We start from the raw sequence: 16,858 nt of genomic DNA on the forward strand, positions 1-16,858 counted from the left end.
TCATTAATGAGTCAGAATGTTTATCAATTTATCGACCTGCAGCGCGTTGATCCGCCAAAGAAACCGTTGAAGATCCGTAAAATTGAGTTTGTAGAGATTTACGAGCCGTTTTCGGAAACTCAGGCGAAGGCGCAGGCGGACCGTTGTCTGTCCTGCGGTAACCCTTATTGCGAATGGAAATGCCCGGTTCACAACTACATCCCGAACTGGCTGAAACTGGCAAACGAAGGCCGCATCATGGAGGCTGCGGATTTGGCACACCAGACCAACAGCCTGCCGGAAGTATGTGGTCGTGTCTGCCCACAGGATCGCCTGTGTGAAGGCTCCTGTACCCTGAATGATGAGTTCGGTGCGGTAACTATCGGTAACATCGAACGCTATATCAGCGATAAAGCGATCGAAATGGGCTGGAAGCCGGATATGTCCCATGTGCTGCCTACCGGCAAGCGCGTGGCGATCATCGGTGCCGGCCCTGCCGGTCTGGCCTGTGCCGATGTACTGACTCGCAACGGTGTGAAAGCGGTGGTTTACGATCGCCACCCCGAGATCGGTGGTCTACTGACCTTCGGTATTCCGGCCTTCAAGCTGGAAAAAGAAGTGATGGTCAAACGTCGCGGCATTTTCAGCGAGATGGGCATTGAGTTCCAGCTCAATACTGAAGTGGGCAAAGACATCGCCATGGAGACGCTGCTCAATGAGTTTGACGCGGTATTCCTCGGTGTCGGGACTTATCAGTCGATGCGTGGCGGCCTGGAAAACGAAGAAGCACCGGGCGTCTACGACGCATTGCCGTTCCTGATAGCCAACACCAAGCAGTTGATGGGCTATCAGGCCGAGCAACACGAGCCGTATGTCAGCATGGAAGGCAAGCGTGTCGTGGTTCTTGGCGGTGGTGACACCGCGATGGACTGCGTGCGTACCTCTATCCGCCAGGGTGCAACCGAGGTTATCTGTGCTTACCGCCGTGATGAAGCCAATATGCCGGGCTCCAAACGTGAAGTGAAAAATGCGCGTGAGGAAGGGGTTGATTTCAAATTCAACCTGCAGCCGTTGAGTATCGAATTAAATAGCGCTGGCCGCGTAGCCGGAGTGAAAATGGTTCGTACTCAGTTGGGTGCACCAGATGCTAATGGCCGCCAGGTTGCTGAGCAGGTACCGGGCTCTGAACATATCATCGATGCTGATGCAGTGGTCATGGCCTTTGGTTTCCGTCCGCACCAAATGGACTGGCTGGCAGCTCATGACGTTGAGCTCGATAAGCAGGGTCGTATTGTTGCACCGGAAAGCACCGATAATGCCTTCCAGACCAGCAACCCGAAAATTTTCGCCGGTGGCGATGCGGTACGCGGTTCGGACCTGGTGGTTACCGCGATCGCCGAAGGCCGCAAGGCTGCTGATGGCATCATGAATTACCTGGAAGTTTAATCCTTCCCCGCTTTGCCTCTAAGGGCCCGCAGTTCACACTGACGGGCCCTTTGTTTTCACTGCACTCCCCACACGCTTTGTAACAACCTCACCCGCAGTCCAGCGCCTGGCGCGCTATAGTATTCTATTAATGTCACTCAGGGCGCAGTTGCGCCTGGTATCTTGATAAGGATAGCTAACCATGAAATTGCCCGTTCCCTTATTAGCCAGCGCTTTGCTGGTTGTCAGTTTCAGCTCACTGGCGATGTCGTTGGATTCACAAGAGGTGGGTTACAACATTGAGGCGCGCGGTGCGGCATCGGTAGTGGCTCAACTGGCGAAAGCAGGCCAGCTTCATGCGGTAGAAAACAGCATTAAGCTGGGTGACGACAGTTGGATTGCCTTGGCACCCAAGTTAGCCAACGGCGGTAACGCCGCCTTTACCGCGGGCGTCAAATCAGCGCTGTCTTCTGCATTGGTCTACAACCCAGCCGCGGTATTGCATGCCCTCGACAAAGGCAATAATTTACCGATCAACGATATCTGCACTGCGCCACCAGAAATACAAGGTGACACCGCCATTACCTCGTTTAAACAACGCGCGACCCACGCACTCACTACTGTGCGTATCGGCGATCTCAGCGCCCCACGTGATGCCTGCATTGCGTCATTGAAAAGCTGACAGCGCCCTTTTTACAGGCAAAAAAAAGGTCACCGAGGCGACCTTTATTGTTCACTGCTGCGGGATTATTTCACCACGCGCAATGCTGGGCGACCACCACGTGGCGGCGGTGGCGGCTCATCATCCGGATCGTGATCTTCGCTCAGATCCGGGCGGTCGCCATCAATCACCGACATCAGGCTTTCCGATGGAATCGTCTCATTGTCCATGCCTTCAAACGATCCTTCCGCTTCATAAGCGGCTTCAGGTTCGAACATGGTGCCTGCGCCGTTTTCACGCGCATAGATTGCCAGCACGGCAGCCATTGGTACCGAGACCTGACGTGGCACACCACCGAAACGCGCATTAAAGTGCACTTCGTCGTTGCCTAATTCCAGGTTCCCAACTGCACGCGGTGCGATATTCAGAACGATCTGACCATCACGAGCGAACTCCATAGGAACCAAGACGTCAGGACGCGTCACATCTACCACCAGGTGCGGTGTTAGCTGATTATCCAGCAACCACTCATAGAACGCCCGCAACAAATACGGACGGCGTGGAGTCATCTGAGACATATCCATGATACTTAGCCCCGAGTCTGCAGGCGCATTTCGCGCTCCGCTTCGGTCAGAGAGGCCAGGAAGGCATCACGCTCGAACACACGGGTCATGTAACCTTTCAGCTCTTTGGAACCCGCGCCGATCAGATCAATACCCAACTGCGGCAAACGCCACAACAGCGGTGCCAGGTAGCAATCCACCAGGCTGAACTCTTCGCTCATGAAATACGGGGTCTGACCAAAGATAGGGGCAATCGCCAGTAACTCTTCGCGCAGTTGGCGGCGAGCCGATTCAGCTTCCTGACCGTTACTCTGCTCGATTTTGTACATCAGCGAATACCAGTTTTTCTCGATACGCAGCATCATCAGACGGCTCTCACCACGGGCAACCGGATAAACCGGCATCAGCGGTGGATGCGGGAAACGCTCATCGAGGTATTCCATGATGATACGGGATTCATACAAGGTCAGCTCGCGATCGACCAGCGTAGGCACCGTCTGGTACGGGTTGAGGTCAATCAGGTCCTGCGGCAGGTTATCCAACTCAACCTGCTCAATCTCAACGCTGACACCTTTCTCCGCCAGTACGATACGTACTTGATGGCTAAAAATGTCGGTCGGGCCAGAGAACAGCGTCATTACCGAACGTTTGTTGGCAGCGACAGCCATGAAAACCTCCAAGTTATCTAGAAAATACTGCGAATAGCCAACTTCCCTTCATTTTTCATACTGCAACAGTGCTGGCTTACCTGTCTCATCCCCAATGACTTAGCGTACTAAGTTCCAGGGACTCGTCCAGTTGCCCGCCTTGCTGCACCACGAAATCTATCGGGTATACCAGGCTGCTATCCTGAATGATCTTGACCGCAGGCCAGCAACTCGCAGCTAAACCCGAGGTCTAAAAACCGGCCTTGGAAGTAAACTGATAACTGCTGCATGGCGAACAGGCGCAAAAGTGGATGATAGTTTACCAGATTTTGCTTGTTTTGTGGGGGCTGTACGGCTAATTCGTATTGAATTGTCTGATATACCAAAGATTTTAGTAACGACGACTTGATTTTCAGGCATAAAAAAACCCGGTGAAGCACCGGGTTTTTTGCGTAAATTCCACTGCCAAGGCAGTAAAAAATTAACGCTTGGAGAACTGCGGACGACGACGTGCTTTACGCAGGCCGACTTTCTTACGTTCAACCTGACGGGCGTCACGAGTAACGAAGCCAGCTTTACGCAATTCTGCACGCAGAGTCTCGTCGTACTCCATCAGTGCACGGGTGATACCGTGACGGATAGCGCCAGCTTGACCAGAGATACCACCACCTTTAACGGTGATGTACAGGTCAAATTTACCAACCATGTCGGTCAGTTCCAACGGTTGACGAACTACCATGCGGGCAGTTTCGCGACCGAAGTACTGTTCCAGGCTGCGCTGGTTAATTACGATGTTACCACTGCCCGGCTTGATAAAAACGCGAGCGGCGGAGCTTTTGCGGCGACCAGTGCCGTAGTATTGATTTTCAGCCATTGCCTATAATCCCGATTAGATGTCAAGAACTTGCGGTTGCTGTGCCGCATGAGTGTGCTCAGTGCCCGCGTAAACTTTCAGTTTACGGAACATTGCACGACCCAACGGACCCTTTGGCAGCATGCCTTTAACCGCGATTTCAATCACGCGCTCAGGACTGCGGGCAATCATCTCTTCAAAGGTCGCTTGCTTGATACCACCGATGTGGCCAGTGTGGCGGTAATACACCTTGTCTGTACGCTTGTTGCCGGTTACAGCAACTTTTTCTGCGTTCAGAACGATGATGTAGTCACCGGTATCAACGTGCGGGGTGTATTCCGCTTTATGCTTGCCGCGCAGACGACGAGCCAGTTCAGTAGCGAGACGGCCTAAAGTTTTACCATCTGCATCAACAACGTACCAGTCGCGTTGAACGCTCTCTGGTTTAGCTGTAAAAGTTTTCATTAGAAAGCTTACCCAATAATTAGTTACACGTTGGTGAACACCCAAACGCTCGAAAACAGTTGAGGCTCACACGACCATACAAGTCCAGCAAACCTACCCCTTCGAATAGCCATTGCCGGCACTATAAAGTTTTTGGGAAAAAAAACTTTGTTGTAACGTGGGGTCGCAAGATTATAGAGAAGTCGCTCACAAAGATCGAACGCTTTTTGAATGGAAATACAATTTATCGCTAGCAGAGGAGAACCGGGGACTCCAATGACTGAATCCCCGTGGACCTTATGGCAAATGCGGCAGCTTCAAATACTCTTCACTCTGCATCTCTTGCAGGCGCGACAAGCAACGTTGGTATTCAAACTTCAGCCGCTCACCCTGATAGATCTCAAACATCGAGGCTTCAGCAGAAATAACCAGCTTAACGTGACGTTCGTAAAATTCGTCCACCAAGGCCAGGAAACGACGCGCGGTATTTTCCTTCAGCGGCCCCATCACCCGCACATTATACAGGATGACGCTGTGATACAGGCGCGATAATGCAATGTAGTCCAACTGGCTGCGTGCATCCTCGCACAGCGTGTGGAAATCCACAGCCAGCACGCCATCTACCGCACGGATCGCCTGCAGTGGCCGATGATTGATCTGCAAGACTGGCGCAAACTCGCCTTCCTTGCCGGCTAACTTCCCAAATATCAGGTCCATGGTCTGCCGAGTCTGCTCATCAAGCGGCGTCAGATACAGATGTGCCTGAGTCAACGTACGTAGGCGGTAGTCAATGCCAGCATCGACGTTCATGACATCACAATAGGTATTGATCAGGTCTATCGCCGGCAGGAAGCGCGCACGCTGCAAGCCATTGTGATACAAATCGTTAGGCGGAATATTTGAAGTGGCCACCAGCGTGATGCCTCGGGCAAACAAGGCCTGCAACAGCGTAGCTAACAGCATGGCGTCAGTGATGTCGGAGACAAAGAATTCATCGAAGCACAGCACATCGGTTTGCGCTTTAAACCCATCAGCGATGATTTCAAGCGGGTTCTCCTGCCCTTGCAGTTCCGTCAGCTCTTCGTGCACCCGCAGCATAAAGCGATGGAAATGCAACCGCAGCTTGCGCTCTCCCGGCAGGCTGTGGAAGAACATGTCCATCAACCAGGTTTTGCCGCGCCCAACACCGCCCCACATATATAAGCCCTGCACTGGGCGTTGTTTTACGACTTCGTTACGCTTGCCCAACAAACGACTGAGCTTACCGCGCAGGCCGCTGGCTGACGCACTGACGGCAGGTGTCTGCTGCAATGCCTGATAGATATGATCCAGTTGAGTCACGGCCTGACGCTGAACCGCATCGGCCTGGTATTCTCCCGCGTCCAGCGCCTGCTGGTAGCGTGATAACGGTGATTGTGCCTGCATCTGTTCGATGTTTCCTAAGAACGCTATCCCCTTCATCTTCAAGCTGCCGCAGCGTTGCCTCCTTAATCCCAACAGCCTTGAAAGCTTAGCGTTGGAAATCCGCACGGTTACTGCCTTGTCGTAGCTTGAAACCTATTGGGCATAATAAATTATTTAGCCAATTTTGGCGGCAAGTTGATGCTGCTTCGCACCGTAATCGCCACAAATACCCACTCCGGGCAATGCTGAAAAACCCTGTAAACACTAGGTAAAAGCTCATCAGGATTCCACTCGGACAAGGTTAACGGTTATAGTGGATATTATTAAGTGAAAAATCCCTGCGGAACAACGAAGTCAAAATAGGAGTCATCATGACCTGGGAGTATGCGCTGATTGGTTTGGTGGTCGGTATCGCCATTGGTGCGGTAGCGATGCGTTTTGGTAACCGTAAATTACGCCAACAACAAGTTTTGCAGAACGAGTTGGACAAGAGCAAAACCGAGCTGGAAGAATATCGTCAAGAGCTGGTTGGCCATTTTGCTCGCAGCGCTGAGCTGTTGGACAACATGGCACGTGACTATCGCCAGCTGTATCAGCATATGGCGAAAAGCTCCAACAACTTGCTGCCAGACCTGCCGATGCAGGAAAACCCGTTCCGCTATCGCCTGACCGAAGCCGAAGCGGACAATGATCAGGCGCCGGTAGAAATGCCGCGCGACTACTCTGAAGGCGCATCTGGCCTGCTGCGTGGCGAACGCCCACGCCGCGACTAAACGCTTTTCTTTACCCGTGGGACAGCCCCACGGGTTTCTTACTCTTCCCCCTACTGCTTACCCCGCGCTGAGCTATCCTTAAAGCTGGCGATTGAGTGAACTTTTCACGCAAATTCACGGTCTTACCCTTCACTATGGTATTGCTGCTGCTTTATCATCACTATTTCACCGGCAGGTATTGAGAGAGTTATTATCAATGAAGAAAAAGTCGTTAATTCTTAGTGCATTGGCAATGAGCATTGGCCTCACACTGACCTCCGTACCGGCAGCCACCGCGGCGATGCCCGTCGCCGTTCAGGGGCAGCCGCTGCCAAGCCTGGCGCCGATGCTGGAAAAAGTCTTGCCTGCAGTAGTCAGCGTGCATGTTGAAGGGACTCAGGTGCAGCGCCAACAAGTACCGGAGGAATTTAAACGCTTCTTCGGCCCGGGCGGCCCTGGGCAGCAACAGAGCTCACGTCCATTTGAAGGGCTAGGGTCTGGCGTCATTATCGATGCCACCAAAGGTTATGTGCTGACCAACAATCACGTGATCAACAACGCCGACAAAATCAGCGTGCAGTTGAATGATGGCCGTGAAGTGGACGCCAAGCTGGTTGGTCGTGACGAACAGTCCGACATCGCTTTGCTGCAACTCAGCGACGTAAAAAACCTGACGGCGATTAAAATAGCGGACTCAGATCAACTGCGGGTCGGCGATTTCGCTGTGGCCGTCGGTAACCCATTCGGCCTCGGCCAAACCGCCACTTCCGGTATTATTTCTGCGTTAGGCCGCAGCGGCCTGAACCTGGAAGGGTTGGAAAACTTCATCCAGACCGACGCCTCCATCAACCGGGGCAACTCAGGTGGTGCGTTGGTTAACCTCAACGGCGAGCTGATCGGTATCAACACCGCCATTTTGGCGCCAAGCGGCGGTAACGTGGGCATCGGCTTCGCTATTCCGAGCAACATGGCGCAAAACCTCAGCCAACAGTTGATCGAGTTTGGTGAAGTGAAACGCGGCTTGCTGGGCATCAAAGGTAGCGAAATGACGGCCGATATGGCCAAGGCATTTAATACCGATGCCCAACGCGGTGCCTTCGTCAGTGAAGTGCTCCCGAAATCAGCCGCCGCCAAGGCAGGTATCAAAGCCGGCGATATTCTGGTTTCTGTTGACGGCAAACCGGTCAGCAGCTTCGCCGAGTTGCGTGCCAAGGTAGGAACTACCGCACCGGGCAAAACCATCAAGGTTGGGTTGCTGCGTGATGGCAAACCACAGGAAGTTTCCGTTACGCTGGATAACAGCGAAAGTGCTTCGACCAATGCCGAAACGCTGTCACCGGCCTTGCAGGGTGTTTCACTCAGCAACAGCGCCATTCCAAGCGGCGAGAAAGGCGTGAAGATCGATCGAGTAGACAAAGGTTCTGTGGCAGCGCAGATCGGGCTACAGAAAGACGATGTAATCATTGGCGTCAACCGCCAGCGTATTGAGAACATCACGGCACTGCGTAAGGTCCTTGAAGCCAAACCACCAGTAATGGCGCTGAACATCGTACGTGGCGGTGAAACCATTTATCTGCTGCTGCGTTAATCGGTAATTTGTTTAAAAACCGGGCTCGGTGACATACTGCGCCCGGTATTCTCATGTTATCCTCCGTGTATCTTTCATCTCACGTACTAAAACTCCATGTTTGCTAAGCTCTTGCGCTCCGTCGTTATTGGTCTAATCGTTGCCGGTCTGTTGCTGGTTGCTCTGCCTGCGCTACGTTCTTCCAATACTCTGTTCGCAGAAAAACATGACAATACCCGTGATGAAACACCGGTTAGCTACAATAAGGCGGTGCGACGTGCTGCGCCTGCCGTAGTGAATATCTATAACCGTAATATGAGTGGCGCTGCCAACGTTCTGTCGCTAGGTTCTGGCGTGATCATGAACGATCGCGGTTATATCCTAACAAATCGCCACGTGATTAAAGATGCACAGCAAATTACGGTTGTGCTCCAGGATGGCCGCCGCTACGAAGCTCTCTTAGTCGGTTCTGACAGCCTGACCGATCTGGCTGTTCTGAAAATAGATCCTGGCAACCTGCCGGTAATCCCATTTAATAACGCCCGCACTGCACACGTCGGTGACGTCGTCTTGGCGATCGGCAACCCTTATAATCTCGGTCAGACCGTCACCCAGGGTATCCTCAGCGCTACCGGGCGCATCAGTATGAGCACAACCGGCCGCCAGACCTTTCTGCAAACAGATGCTTCGATTAACCGTGGCAACTCGGGTGGCGCGCTGGTCAACTCACTGGGTGAGTTAATCGGTATAAACACGCTGACCTACGACAAAATCACTGACGGTGAGACACCAGAAGGTTTGGGGTTCGCTATTCCTATCGAACTGGCGACCAAAATCATGGATAAACTGATCCGCGACGGTCGTGTCATCCGTGGTTACTTTGGCATTCAGGGTAAAGAGATTATTCCCCTGCGCTCGTCCAATTCTGGTATCGACCGCCTGCAAGGCATTATCGTGACAGAAATTACGCCGAACGGGCCCGCAGGCAATGCAGGTTTCCATATCAACGACGTGATTATCAATGTGGATAACAAACCGGCAATTTCTGTACTGGAAACCATGGACCAAGTGGCTGAGATCCGCCCTGGGACTGAAATTCCGGTGGTCGTGCTGCGAGAGGGAAAACGCATCACGCTGAAGATGACGGTCGGTGAGTTCCCGGAAGACAGCAATTAAAAAGGGCCCGGCAATGCCGAGCCCCAAACTGCATTTCCGCCGGAGGCAACGCCCCGGCGTTTAACAAATTACTCGCCTTTCACACGCTCGATATTTGCACCCAGCGCACGCAGCTTGTCTTCAATACGCTCATAACCACGGTCAATGTGATAGATACGATCGACAACGGTCACACCGTCGGCGATACAACCAGCCAACACCAGACTGGCAGAAGCGCGCAGATCGGTTGCCATCACTTGAGCGCCAGACAGCTGCTCAACACCATGACAAATCACAGTGTTGCTCTCGATCTCTGCGTGTGCACCCATACGGATCAATTCAGGCACGTGCATGAAACGGTTTTCAAAGATCGTCTCGGTGATCACACCGGTTCCTTCCGCGACCAGGTTCAGCAAGCTGAACTGGGCTTGCATATCGGTCGGGAACCCTGGATGTGGTGCAGTGCGAATGGTAACCGCTTTCGGGCGTTTGCCATGCATATCCAGGCTGATCCAGTCTTCACCAACTTCAATATCCGCACCTGCTTCACGCAGTTTGGCTAACACAGCGTCCAAGGTGTCTGGACGGGTGTCACGGCACAGTACTTTACCGCCAGAAACTGCTGCGGCTATCAGGAAGGTACCGGTCTCAATACGGTCAGGCAGAACGCGATAAACACCGCCACCCAGGCGCTCAACGCCTTCGATAGTGATGCGGTCACTGCCCGCACCAGTAATTTTCGCACCCAGCGTGTTGAGGAAGTTGGCAGTATCGACAATTTCCGGCTCACGTGCAGCGTTTTCAATCACGGTGGTGCCCGTTGCCAGAGTTGCAGCACTCATGATGGTCACGGTAGCGCCAACGCTCACCTTGTCCATAACGATGTGCGCGCCTTTCAGGCGACCGTCAACGGAAGCTTTAACATAACCTTCTTCCAGTTTGATCTCTGCACCAAGCTGTTCCAGGCCGGTGATATGCAGGTCAACCGGACGTGCACCGATTGCACAACCACCCGGCAGTGAAACCTGACCACGACCAAAACGAGCAACCAATGGCCCCAGCGCCCAAATGGAAGCGCGCATGGTTTTCACCAAATCGTACGGCGCACAAAACTCGTCCACGCCGCTGGCGTCAACAAACACGGAACCGTTGCGCTCAATCTTGGTGCCTAACTGGCTGAGTAGCTTAATGGTGGTATCGATGTCCTTCAGCTTCGGGACATTCTGCAGCTCGACCGGCTCTTCCGCTAACAGTGCGGCGAACAAGATCGGCAGGGCGGCGTTTTTAGCCCCGGAAATAGCAACTTCACCGCTGAGGCGGGTCCGGCCCTGCACACGAAATTTATCCATTTGACTACTCTCTATTATCTAAACTGATGCTGCCCGCCCTTCTGGGCAAACAGCCTTAAAATCCGTTGAGTTTGCGGTCTCGCTGCCACTCTTCAGGGGTATATGCCTTGATCGACAAAGCATGAATACGGTTGTCCGCAATGTATTCCATCAGTGGCGCATAGACCGCCTGCTGTTTTTTAACGCGGCTCATAGCAGCAAATAATTCGCCGACCACGATCACCTGAAAATGGCTGCCGTCGCCGGTAACATGTGCTTCATCCAGTGCCAATGCGCGCATCAACACGTCTTTTATCTCGTTATTTTCCATAGTATCCAGTTCTGCATCAAAAGGATCATAATCAGCCTGACATCTTAGTGGAATACGACGTTTTCTTAAACTAAAGAAAAAGCCCCTGTGTGACAGGGGCTTTTTGAAAGAAAACCGTCTTTAGCCAGCCTAAAATAGGGCTAACCAGCGGTATCGACAGGCATTATTGCTTGCAGGTTGTACAGCGCGATCAGCGTTTTTAAACGATCGCTGGCACCAGAAATTTTTAATTCCACACCACGTTGACGCTGCTGTTCGCGCAGATGCACCAGCAGTGCCAGCCCGGAAGAGTCCACGCGCTGCAGTTGCGTAACGTCGAGGACGGTTTTATCCGCCAGCAACGTTTCCCGCTGTTCCCACAGCGGCAACAACGTTTCCCGATCCAGCTCACCGCGCAGGATCAGGGTCTGTTGTTGCGATTCAAAGCTGAGTGCTGCGGACATCAGTTTTTCTGATCCAGCGTGATTGGACGCTGCGCTGCTGCCTGCAGTTGTTTGGTCAGGCCGTCAATCCCTTGGGTACGCAACGTAGATGCCCACTCGTTTTGTTTAGTGGTAATCATGCTGACACCTTCGGCAATCATGTCATACGCCTGCCAGTGACCGGTTTTGCTGTTTTTACGCCACTGGAAATCCAGACGCACCGGGGGACGACCGCCTTGATCAATGATGGTTACACGGATGGCCACAATATCGGCAGTGCCGAGCGGCTGCTCAGGTTCAATCTGATAAGTCTGGCCGTGGTACATCGCCAACGCCTGGCCGTAAGCTTGTTCCAGATAAGCCTGGAATGCGGTGAAGTAAGCTTCACGCTGCGCCGGTGTGGCTTCTTTGTAATAACGGCCCAGTACCAGGGCGCCAGCGTATTTGACCTGTACAAACGGCATCAACTCCTCGTGCACGACGGCACGCAGGTAGTTAGGGTCTTGCTTGATTTTTGGCTGCTCTGTTTTAAGACGGTTGAAGGTCTTTTGAGCCGCATCTTGCATCAGGCTGTAAGGATTGGTTTGATCGACCGCATTCGCCAGCGGCGCAACCACCAGCAGGGCAACCATAAGTAAACGTTTAAACATGCAGGCTTCCTCTCTTAATGAATGGGGGCAGCAGATTGCGGCGCAGCACCGGCAGCCGGGCTAGCAGCCGCGTCTCCCGCTTTATCTGCGTTATCCTGGCCGCCGCTCTTATACAAGAACTGGCCGATCAGATCTTCCAGAACCATTGCTGATTTGGTGTCCTGAATAGTGCCGCCGTCTTTCAAAATGGCAGTCCCCATATCCGGATCTTCAAAACCGACGTTCAGTGCCAGATATTGTTCTCCCAGCAGACCGGAAGTACGGATCGCCAATGAACTGGTATCCGGGATCTGGTCGAATTTATCCTGGATATCCAGGGCGACACGCGGTGTATACGTTTTAGGGTCAAGCGAGATATCAGCCACACGTCCAATGACCACGCCGCCAATTTTCACCGGTGAACGTGCTTTCAGACCGCCGATATTATCGAAGGTCGCGTAAATACGGTATGTTGGTTCGTTACCAATCGACTTAATGTTCGCCACTTGCAGGCACAAAAACACGATGGCGCACAGCGCAATCAGCATAAATGCCCCAACCCAGATTTCACTCTTCTTCGTTTGCATCGAATCAATTCCCAAACATCAGTGCTGTCAGCACAAAATCCAATCCCAACACCGCCAGTGACGAATGTACCACGGTACGGGTCGTTGCCCGGCTAATGCCTTCAGAGGTCGGTACCGCATCATACCCGTTGAAAATGGCAATCCAGGTCACGGTGATGGCAAATACCACGCTCTTGATCAGGCAGTTGAGTAAGTCTTTTTTCCACTCTACGGCGCCCTGCATTGCTGACCAGAAGAAGCCACTGTCAATGCCCTTCCAGTCTACGCCAACCACCGAACCGCCCCAGATGCCGATCGCGACAAAGATCAGCGTCAGTAGCGGCATACTGATCAATCCTGCCCAGAAGCGGGGTGCAACAATGCGCCGTAGCGGATCGACTGCCATCATTTCCAGGCTTGAGATTTGTTCGGTTGCCTTCATCAGGCCAATTTCGGCTGTCAACGCCGAACCAGCACGACCAGCAAATAACAGTGCCGTGACCACTGGCCCCAATTCGCGCAGCAATGACAATGCCACCATCATGCCCAAACTGGCCTCGGCGCTGTAGGTGGTGAGCACAATATAACCCTGTAGCCCTAGCACCATGCCGATAAACAACCCGGAGACCATGATGATCAACAGTGACTGTACGCCAACGCTGTGCATCTGTTTGAGCAGCAGCGGCCACTGTTTGCGTGGTTCAGGCCGCCCGACCAGCGCGCCCCACAGCATCAACCCGGCACGCCCAAAGCTGGCGCTGGTGTTGATGCCACGGCGTCCTAACGACGCTAACGCCTGTAATAACATCAGCTTATTTACTCCCTAAACCTAACAGCTCGGCCTGATAGTCACCGGCCGGATAACGGAAAGGTACTGGCCCATCGGCAATACCATCCAGGAACTGGCGCACGCGCGCATCAGGATTGTTCTGTAATTCTTGCGCCGTGCCTTCGGCTATCACCCGATGATCAGCAACAATGTACGCATAATCGGCGATGCTCAGTACTTCTGGCACATCGTGTGAAACCACGATGCAGGTGATACCCAATGCGTGATTCAGCTCATCGATCAGCTTGACCAATACACCCATGGTGATCGGATCCTGGCCGACAAACGGCTCATCGAACATGATCATTTCCGGGTCGAGCGCGATAGCCCTCGCCAGCGCGGCACGCCGCGCCATACCGCCGGACAATTCATTGGGCATCAGGTCAGCCGCACCACGCAACCCAACAGCTTCCAGCTTCATCATCACCGTGCTGCGCAGGAGCGGCTCCGGCAAACGACTATGTTCACGCAGCGGGTAAGCTACGTTTTCAAACACTGTCAGATCGGTGAACAGCGCCCCCGACTGGAACAACATGCTCATTTTCTTGCGCGCATCATACAGTTGATGACGGGACAACGCGGGAATGTTGTCGCCATCGAACCAGATCTCGCCACAGTCCGGCGTCAACTGACCGCCGATCAGACGCAAAAGCGTCGTTTTGCCAATACCGGACGGCCCCATGATCGCCGTCACCTTGCCACGGGGAACCGTCAGGTTGATATCTTCAAATATCAGTCGATCGCCGCGCGAGAAACTCATATCGCGAACTTCGACCAGATTCTCTGCCTTCTGGTGCATGTTAATGGATCCTTTACGTACGGCTCATTTTTGCTAAATCTACCCGTGATGTTAAAGCAACGGGCGCAATGCGTCTTATCTTTACAAAAACTTACCGGCATTTCGTTACCAATGGTGCGCCAAGGCACAGCCTATTTTACTTTTACGCGTCACCCGGTCAAAATTGGCACCATAACGAAAAAAAACGAAAGTGTTCATATATTAGCCGGGAAAACCCGTTGCTGCGGCTTTAGTCTGCACAACGGAGGGCAAAGCAAGATAGCCGAATTACGGCTTTTAACCAACGAACCGGGATAATACCCAACAAAGGACCCTGCATGTTTCTCGCGATAGCGTTATTAATCGTTGGTTTATTTTTACTGGTGTATGGCGCAGACCGCTTAGTTTACGGTGCTGCGGTAATTTCTCGTTCACTTGGCGTACCACCGCTGATTATCGGCATGACCATCGTCGGTATCGGCACGTCATTACCGGAACTGTTCGTATCTACGACAGCAGCGCTGAACGGGCAAATAGATATGGCTGTAGGGAACGTATTAGGTTCCAACATTACAAATATTCTATTGATCCTGGGCGTTGCTGCGCTGATACATCCTTTGGCGGCGCGTTCCGAAGTTTTACGGCGCGAACTGCCGCTGATGTTGGCGGTCACAGTATTGTGTGGCTTCGTCTTGATGGATGGCACCTTGAGCCGGCTGGATGGCGTGGTGCTGTTGGCTGCCGCCGCCGTCTTTATTTTGTTGATGCTAAAAATTGCCCGGCTGGCGCAGCGTGAAGGCAATGACAGCCTGACCGTGGAACAAATGGCCGAACTGCCGCAGGACAGCAGCAATACTGTCGCGGTGCTGTGGCTGGTGTTGGCGTTTATCATTCTGCCACTGTCTTCCAGAATGGTGGTCGATAACGCCACGGTGATTGCGCACTATTTCGGTATGAGTGAACTGGTTGTCGGTTTGACCATTATCGCTATTGGAACCAGCCTGCCTGAACTGGCCACCTCAATCGCCGGGGCACTAAAGGGTGAGGATGATATGGCAATTGGTAATATCATCGGTTCCAATATTTTCAACACAGTAATCGTGCTGGGGGTTCCCGCCCTGCTGTCTCCGGGCAGCGTCGATGCCGCCGCCTTCCATCGCGATTACTGGGTGATGTTGGCAGTCAGCATTGTGCTCAGTGCCCTGTGCATTGGGCGGAAACATCGCATCGGCCATCTGGCGGGCGCTCTGTTATTATGTGGTTTTATTGCGTATCTTGCGGTGCTGTTCTTTAACCCTTTCCATTTATTTGGCTATACCCTATAGCCGTTGAAAGATTCGAAGACGGCAAAAGAACGACTAACCGGCCACAGCCGATTTGAACAGCGCTTGCGCTGATCCGCTGGTTGAGCCGAAGAACAAGGCTCATCATCTCTGGGAACTTAGCCCGCTAAGTGCCCAGGGTAAGAAAAAGCAGCCAACACCCCTGTATCTTAAAGAGAAAGGGGATAACCGACGGGAATGAGTATGTCGAACATTCAGTTGCAACCGGGCTTTGATTTTCAGCAGGCAGGTAAAGAAGTGCTGCAGATTGAACGTGACGGGCTGGCTCAGCTCGATCAATACATCAATGCAGACTTTACCCGCGCCTGCGAGTTGATTGCCGGTTGCAGTGGCAAAGTGGTCGTGATGGGCATGGGTAAATCCGGGCATATCGGCTGCAAAATTGCTGCGACCTTTGCCAGCACAGGCACGCCTGCGTTCTTTGTTCATCCTGCCGAAGCCAGCCACGGCGACCTCGGAATGGTCACTACGCAAGATATCGTGCTCGCCATATCAAACTCGGGTGAGTCTAACGAAATCCAGGCGCTGATCCCGGTATTGAAGCGCCAGCAAATCCCATTGATCTGCATGACCAACAATCCGGACAGCTCGATGGGCAAAGCGGCCGATATTCACTTGTGCATCAAGGTGCCACAGGAAGCCTGTCCGCTTGGCCTGGCCCCGACCACCAGCACCACTGCCACTCTGGTGATGGGTGATGCCTTGGCCGTCGCACTGCTGAAAGCGCGGGGGTTCACGCCAGAAGATTTTGCCCTTTCGCACCCAGGCGGCGCTCTGGGTCGCCGATTGTTGCTACGTGTATGCGACATTATGCACAGTGGTGATGAAATCCCCCATGTCAGTGCCGACGCTTCTTTACGCGACGCATTACTGGAGATCACCCGTAAAAATCTGGGTATGACAGTCATCTGTGACGATCTTATGAAGATCGCCGGTATCTTCACCGATGGTGACCTGCGCCGAATATTTGATATGGGCATTAACCTCAACGAAGCCAAGATCGTCGATGTCATGACACAGGGCGGCATACGAGTACGCCCGAACCTGTTGGCCGTCGACGCGTTGAACCTGATGCAGCAACGTCATATCACCGCCGTGCTGGTTGCCGATGGCGACCAATTGCTGGGTGTGGTACATATGCATGACATGCTGCGCGCCGGCGTCGTTTAATTATGGAAGAGA

General features: G+C 53.0%; 19 protein-coding genes. 7 read left to right on the plus strand and 12 right to left on the minus strand.

What is annotated here, in order from left to right:
* Positions 1–6 precede the first annotated feature (6 nt).
* Together SGBXF1_RS21255 and SGBXF1_RS21260 are read left to right on the plus strand one after the other, a co-directional pair.
* Positions 7–1,425 (plus strand): glutamate synthase small subunit, encoded by a 1,419-nt coding sequence (locus tag SGBXF1_RS21255; RefSeq protein WP_061807835.1) that lies wholly within the window; start codon positions 7–9, stop codon positions 1,423–1,425.
* Between the two features lie 181 nt (positions 1,426–1,606).
* Complete coding sequence (locus tag SGBXF1_RS21260; RefSeq protein WP_037416368.1) at positions 1,607–2,086, plus strand: hypothetical protein; 480 nt, start codon at positions 1,607–1,609, stop codon at positions 2,084–2,086.
* A gap of 65 nt (positions 2,087–2,151) precedes the next feature.
* Here SGBXF1_RS21260 and sspB read toward each other — a convergent pair whose 3' ends face one another.
* The 5 genes from sspB to zapE all read right to left on the minus strand — a co-directional run bounded on the left by sspB (position 2,152) and on the right by zapE (position 5,997).
* Complete coding sequence (gene sspB / locus SGBXF1_RS21265) at positions 2,152–2,649, minus strand: ClpXP protease specificity-enhancing factor (RefSeq protein ID WP_061807834.1); 498 nt, start codon at positions 2,647–2,649, stop codon at positions 2,152–2,154.
* A gap of 5 nt (positions 2,650–2,654) precedes the next feature.
* Positions 2,655–3,296 carry a stringent starvation protein SspA gene (gene sspA, locus SGBXF1_RS21270; protein ID WP_037416363.1) on the minus strand — a complete coding sequence of 214 codons (642 nt, stop codon included), beginning with the start codon at positions 3,294–3,296 and terminating at the stop codon, positions 2,655–2,657.
* A gap of 460 nt (positions 3,297–3,756) precedes the next feature.
* The gene (gene rpsI / locus SGBXF1_RS21275; protein WP_020831838.1) at positions 3,757–4,149 is read right to left on the minus strand and encodes a 30S ribosomal protein S9; all 393 of its coding nucleotides are present in this window, start codon (positions 4,147–4,149) and stop codon (positions 3,757–3,759) included.
* Between the two features lie 15 nt (positions 4,150–4,164).
* Positions 4,165–4,593, minus strand: coding sequence for a 50S ribosomal protein L13 (gene rplM / locus SGBXF1_RS21280; protein WP_037416359.1), 429 nt, complete (start codon positions 4,591–4,593; stop codon positions 4,165–4,167).
* A 276-nt stretch (positions 4,594–4,869) separates the two neighbouring features.
* Positions 4,870–5,997: a cell division protein ZapE gene (gene zapE / locus SGBXF1_RS21285; protein ID WP_186427514.1), complete on the minus strand. Its 1,128-nt coding sequence runs from the start codon at positions 5,995–5,997 to the stop codon at positions 4,870–4,872.
* Positions 5,998–6,347: 350 nt separating this feature from the next.
* Here zapE and zapG point away from each other — a divergent pair, with 350 nt between their 5' ends.
* The 3 genes from zapG (at position 6,348) to degS (ending at position 9,471) form a co-directional block, all read left to right on the plus strand.
* Entirely contained in the window at positions 6,348–6,749 is a 402-nt protein-coding gene (gene zapG / locus SGBXF1_RS21290; RefSeq protein WP_006317094.1) for a Z-ring associated protein ZapG, read from the plus strand.
* A gap of 196 nt (positions 6,750–6,945) precedes the next feature.
* Positions 6,946–8,316 carry a serine endoprotease DegQ gene (degQ, locus tag SGBXF1_RS21295; RefSeq protein WP_037416356.1) on the plus strand — a complete coding sequence of 457 codons (1,371 nt, stop codon included), beginning with the start codon at positions 6,946–6,948 and terminating at the stop codon, positions 8,314–8,316.
* Between the two features lie 96 nt (positions 8,317–8,412).
* Entirely contained in the window at positions 8,413–9,471 is a 1,059-nt protein-coding gene (degS, locus tag SGBXF1_RS21300; RefSeq protein ID WP_061807832.1) for an outer membrane-stress sensor serine endopeptidase DegS, read from the plus strand.
* A gap of 68 nt (positions 9,472–9,539) precedes the next feature.
* On the opposite strand, the gene murA is transcribed toward degS, so the two are convergent.
* The 7 genes from murA to mlaF form a co-directional block, all read right to left on the minus strand.
* On the minus strand, positions 9,540–10,799 hold the full coding sequence (gene murA / locus SGBXF1_RS21305; protein WP_037416349.1) for a UDP-N-acetylglucosamine 1-carboxyvinyltransferase: 1,260 nt from the start codon (positions 10,797–10,799) through the stop codon (positions 9,540–9,542).
* Between the two features lie 55 nt (positions 10,800–10,854).
* On the minus strand, positions 10,855–11,109 hold the full coding sequence (gene ibaG, locus SGBXF1_RS21310; RefSeq protein ID WP_017894138.1) for a BolA family iron metabolism protein IbaG: 255 nt from the start codon (positions 11,107–11,109) through the stop codon (positions 10,855–10,857).
* A 140-nt stretch (positions 11,110–11,249) separates the two neighbouring features.
* Positions 11,250–11,552 carry a lipid asymmetry maintenance protein MlaB gene (mlaB, locus tag SGBXF1_RS21315; protein ID WP_037416347.1) on the minus strand — a complete coding sequence of 101 codons (303 nt, stop codon included), beginning with the start codon at positions 11,550–11,552 and terminating at the stop codon, positions 11,250–11,252.
* Positions 11,552–12,181, minus strand: coding sequence for a phospholipid-binding protein MlaC (gene mlaC, locus SGBXF1_RS21320; protein ID WP_037416345.1), 630 nt, complete (start codon positions 12,179–12,181; stop codon positions 11,552–11,554). The genes mlaB and mlaC overlap by 1 nt, the downstream gene beginning before the upstream one ends.
* Positions 12,182–12,195: 14 nt before the next feature.
* Positions 12,196–12,747 carry an outer membrane lipid asymmetry maintenance protein MlaD gene (mlaD, locus tag SGBXF1_RS21325; protein WP_037416342.1) on the minus strand — a complete coding sequence of 184 codons (552 nt, stop codon included), beginning with the start codon at positions 12,745–12,747 and terminating at the stop codon, positions 12,196–12,198.
* A gap of 4 nt (positions 12,748–12,751) precedes the next feature.
* Positions 12,752–13,534, minus strand: a complete 783-nt coding sequence (mlaE, locus tag SGBXF1_RS21330; RefSeq protein ID WP_037416339.1) for a lipid asymmetry maintenance ABC transporter permease subunit MlaE — start codon at positions 13,532–13,534, stop codon at positions 12,752–12,754.
* A 4-nt stretch (positions 13,535–13,538) separates the two neighbouring features.
* Positions 13,539–14,354, minus strand: coding sequence for a phospholipid ABC transporter ATP-binding protein MlaF (mlaF, locus tag SGBXF1_RS21335; protein WP_037416336.1), 816 nt, complete (start codon positions 14,352–14,354; stop codon positions 13,539–13,541).
* A 317-nt stretch (positions 14,355–14,671) separates the two neighbouring features.
* Here mlaF and SGBXF1_RS21340 point away from each other — a divergent pair, with 317 nt between their 5' ends.
* Entirely contained in the window at positions 14,672–15,658 is a 987-nt protein-coding gene (locus SGBXF1_RS21340; RefSeq protein ID WP_061807830.1) for a calcium/sodium antiporter, read from the plus strand.
* Positions 15,659–15,859: 201 nt separating this feature from the next.
* A complete protein-coding gene (kdsD, locus tag SGBXF1_RS21345) occupies positions 15,860–16,846 on the plus strand; it encodes an arabinose-5-phosphate isomerase KdsD (RefSeq protein ID WP_061807829.1) in 987 nt (328 codons plus the stop codon).
* The last annotated feature ends 12 nt before the right edge of the window (positions 16,847–16,858 follow it).

It is taken from the genome of Serratia grimesii (genome assembly GCF_900186025.1).
Classification (GTDB): Bacteria; Pseudomonadota; Gammaproteobacteria; order Enterobacterales; family Enterobacteriaceae; genus Serratia; species Serratia grimesii.

Excerpts from the sequence above, each read along its gene's own strand:
- SGBXF1_RS21255 (WP_061807835.1), top strand. The coding sequence starts at position 7 with ATGAGTCAGAATGTTTATCAATTTATCGACCTGCAGCGCGTTGATCCG.
- SGBXF1_RS21260 (WP_037416368.1), top strand. The coding sequence starts at position 1,607 with ATGAAATTGCCCGTTCCCTTATTAGCCAGCGCTTTGCTGGTTGTCAGT.
- sspB (WP_061807834.1), bottom strand. The coding sequence starts at position 2,649 with ATGGATATGTCTCAGATGACTCCACGCCGTCCGTATTTGTTGCGGGCG.
- sspA (WP_037416363.1), bottom strand. The coding sequence starts at position 3,296 with ATGGCTGTCGCTGCCAACAAACGTTCGGTAATGACGCTGTTCTCTGGC.
- rpsI (WP_020831838.1), bottom strand. The coding sequence starts at position 4,149 with ATGGCTGAAAATCAATACTACGGCACTGGTCGCCGCAAAAGCTCCGCC.
- rplM (WP_037416359.1), bottom strand. The coding sequence starts at position 4,593 with ATGAAAACTTTTACAGCTAAACCAGAGAGCGTTCAACGCGACTGGTAC.
- zapE (WP_186427514.1), bottom strand. The coding sequence starts at position 5,997 with ATGCAGGCACAATCACCGTTATCACGCTACCAGCAGGCGCTGGACGCG.
- zapG (WP_006317094.1), top strand. The coding sequence starts at position 6,348 with ATGACCTGGGAGTATGCGCTGATTGGTTTGGTGGTCGGTATCGCCATT.
- degQ (WP_037416356.1), top strand. The coding sequence starts at position 6,946 with ATGAAGAAAAAGTCGTTAATTCTTAGTGCATTGGCAATGAGCATTGGC.
- degS (WP_061807832.1), top strand. The coding sequence starts at position 8,413 with ATGTTTGCTAAGCTCTTGCGCTCCGTCGTTATTGGTCTAATCGTTGCC.
- murA (WP_037416349.1), bottom strand. The coding sequence starts at position 10,799 with ATGGATAAATTTCGTGTGCAGGGCCGGACCCGCCTCAGCGGTGAAGTT.
- ibaG (WP_017894138.1), bottom strand. The coding sequence starts at position 11,109 with ATGGAAAATAACGAGATAAAAGACGTGTTGATGCGCGCATTGGCACTG.
- mlaB (WP_037416347.1), bottom strand. The coding sequence starts at position 11,552 with ATGTCCGCAGCACTCAGCTTTGAATCGCAACAACAGACCCTGATCCTG.
- mlaC (WP_037416345.1), bottom strand. The coding sequence starts at position 12,181 with ATGTTTAAACGTTTACTTATGGTTGCCCTGCTGGTGGTTGCGCCGCTG.
- mlaD (WP_037416342.1), bottom strand. The coding sequence starts at position 12,747 with ATGCAAACGAAGAAGAGTGAAATCTGGGTTGGGGCATTTATGCTGATT.
- mlaE (WP_037416339.1), bottom strand. The coding sequence starts at position 13,534 with ATGTTATTACAGGCGTTAGCGTCGTTAGGACGCCGTGGCATCAACACC.
- mlaF (WP_037416336.1), bottom strand. The coding sequence starts at position 14,354 with ATGCACCAGAAGGCAGAGAATCTGGTCGAAGTTCGCGATATGAGTTTC.
- SGBXF1_RS21340 (WP_061807830.1), top strand. The coding sequence starts at position 14,672 with ATGTTTCTCGCGATAGCGTTATTAATCGTTGGTTTATTTTTACTGGTG.
- kdsD (WP_061807829.1), top strand. The coding sequence starts at position 15,860 with ATGTCGAACATTCAGTTGCAACCGGGCTTTGATTTTCAGCAGGCAGGT.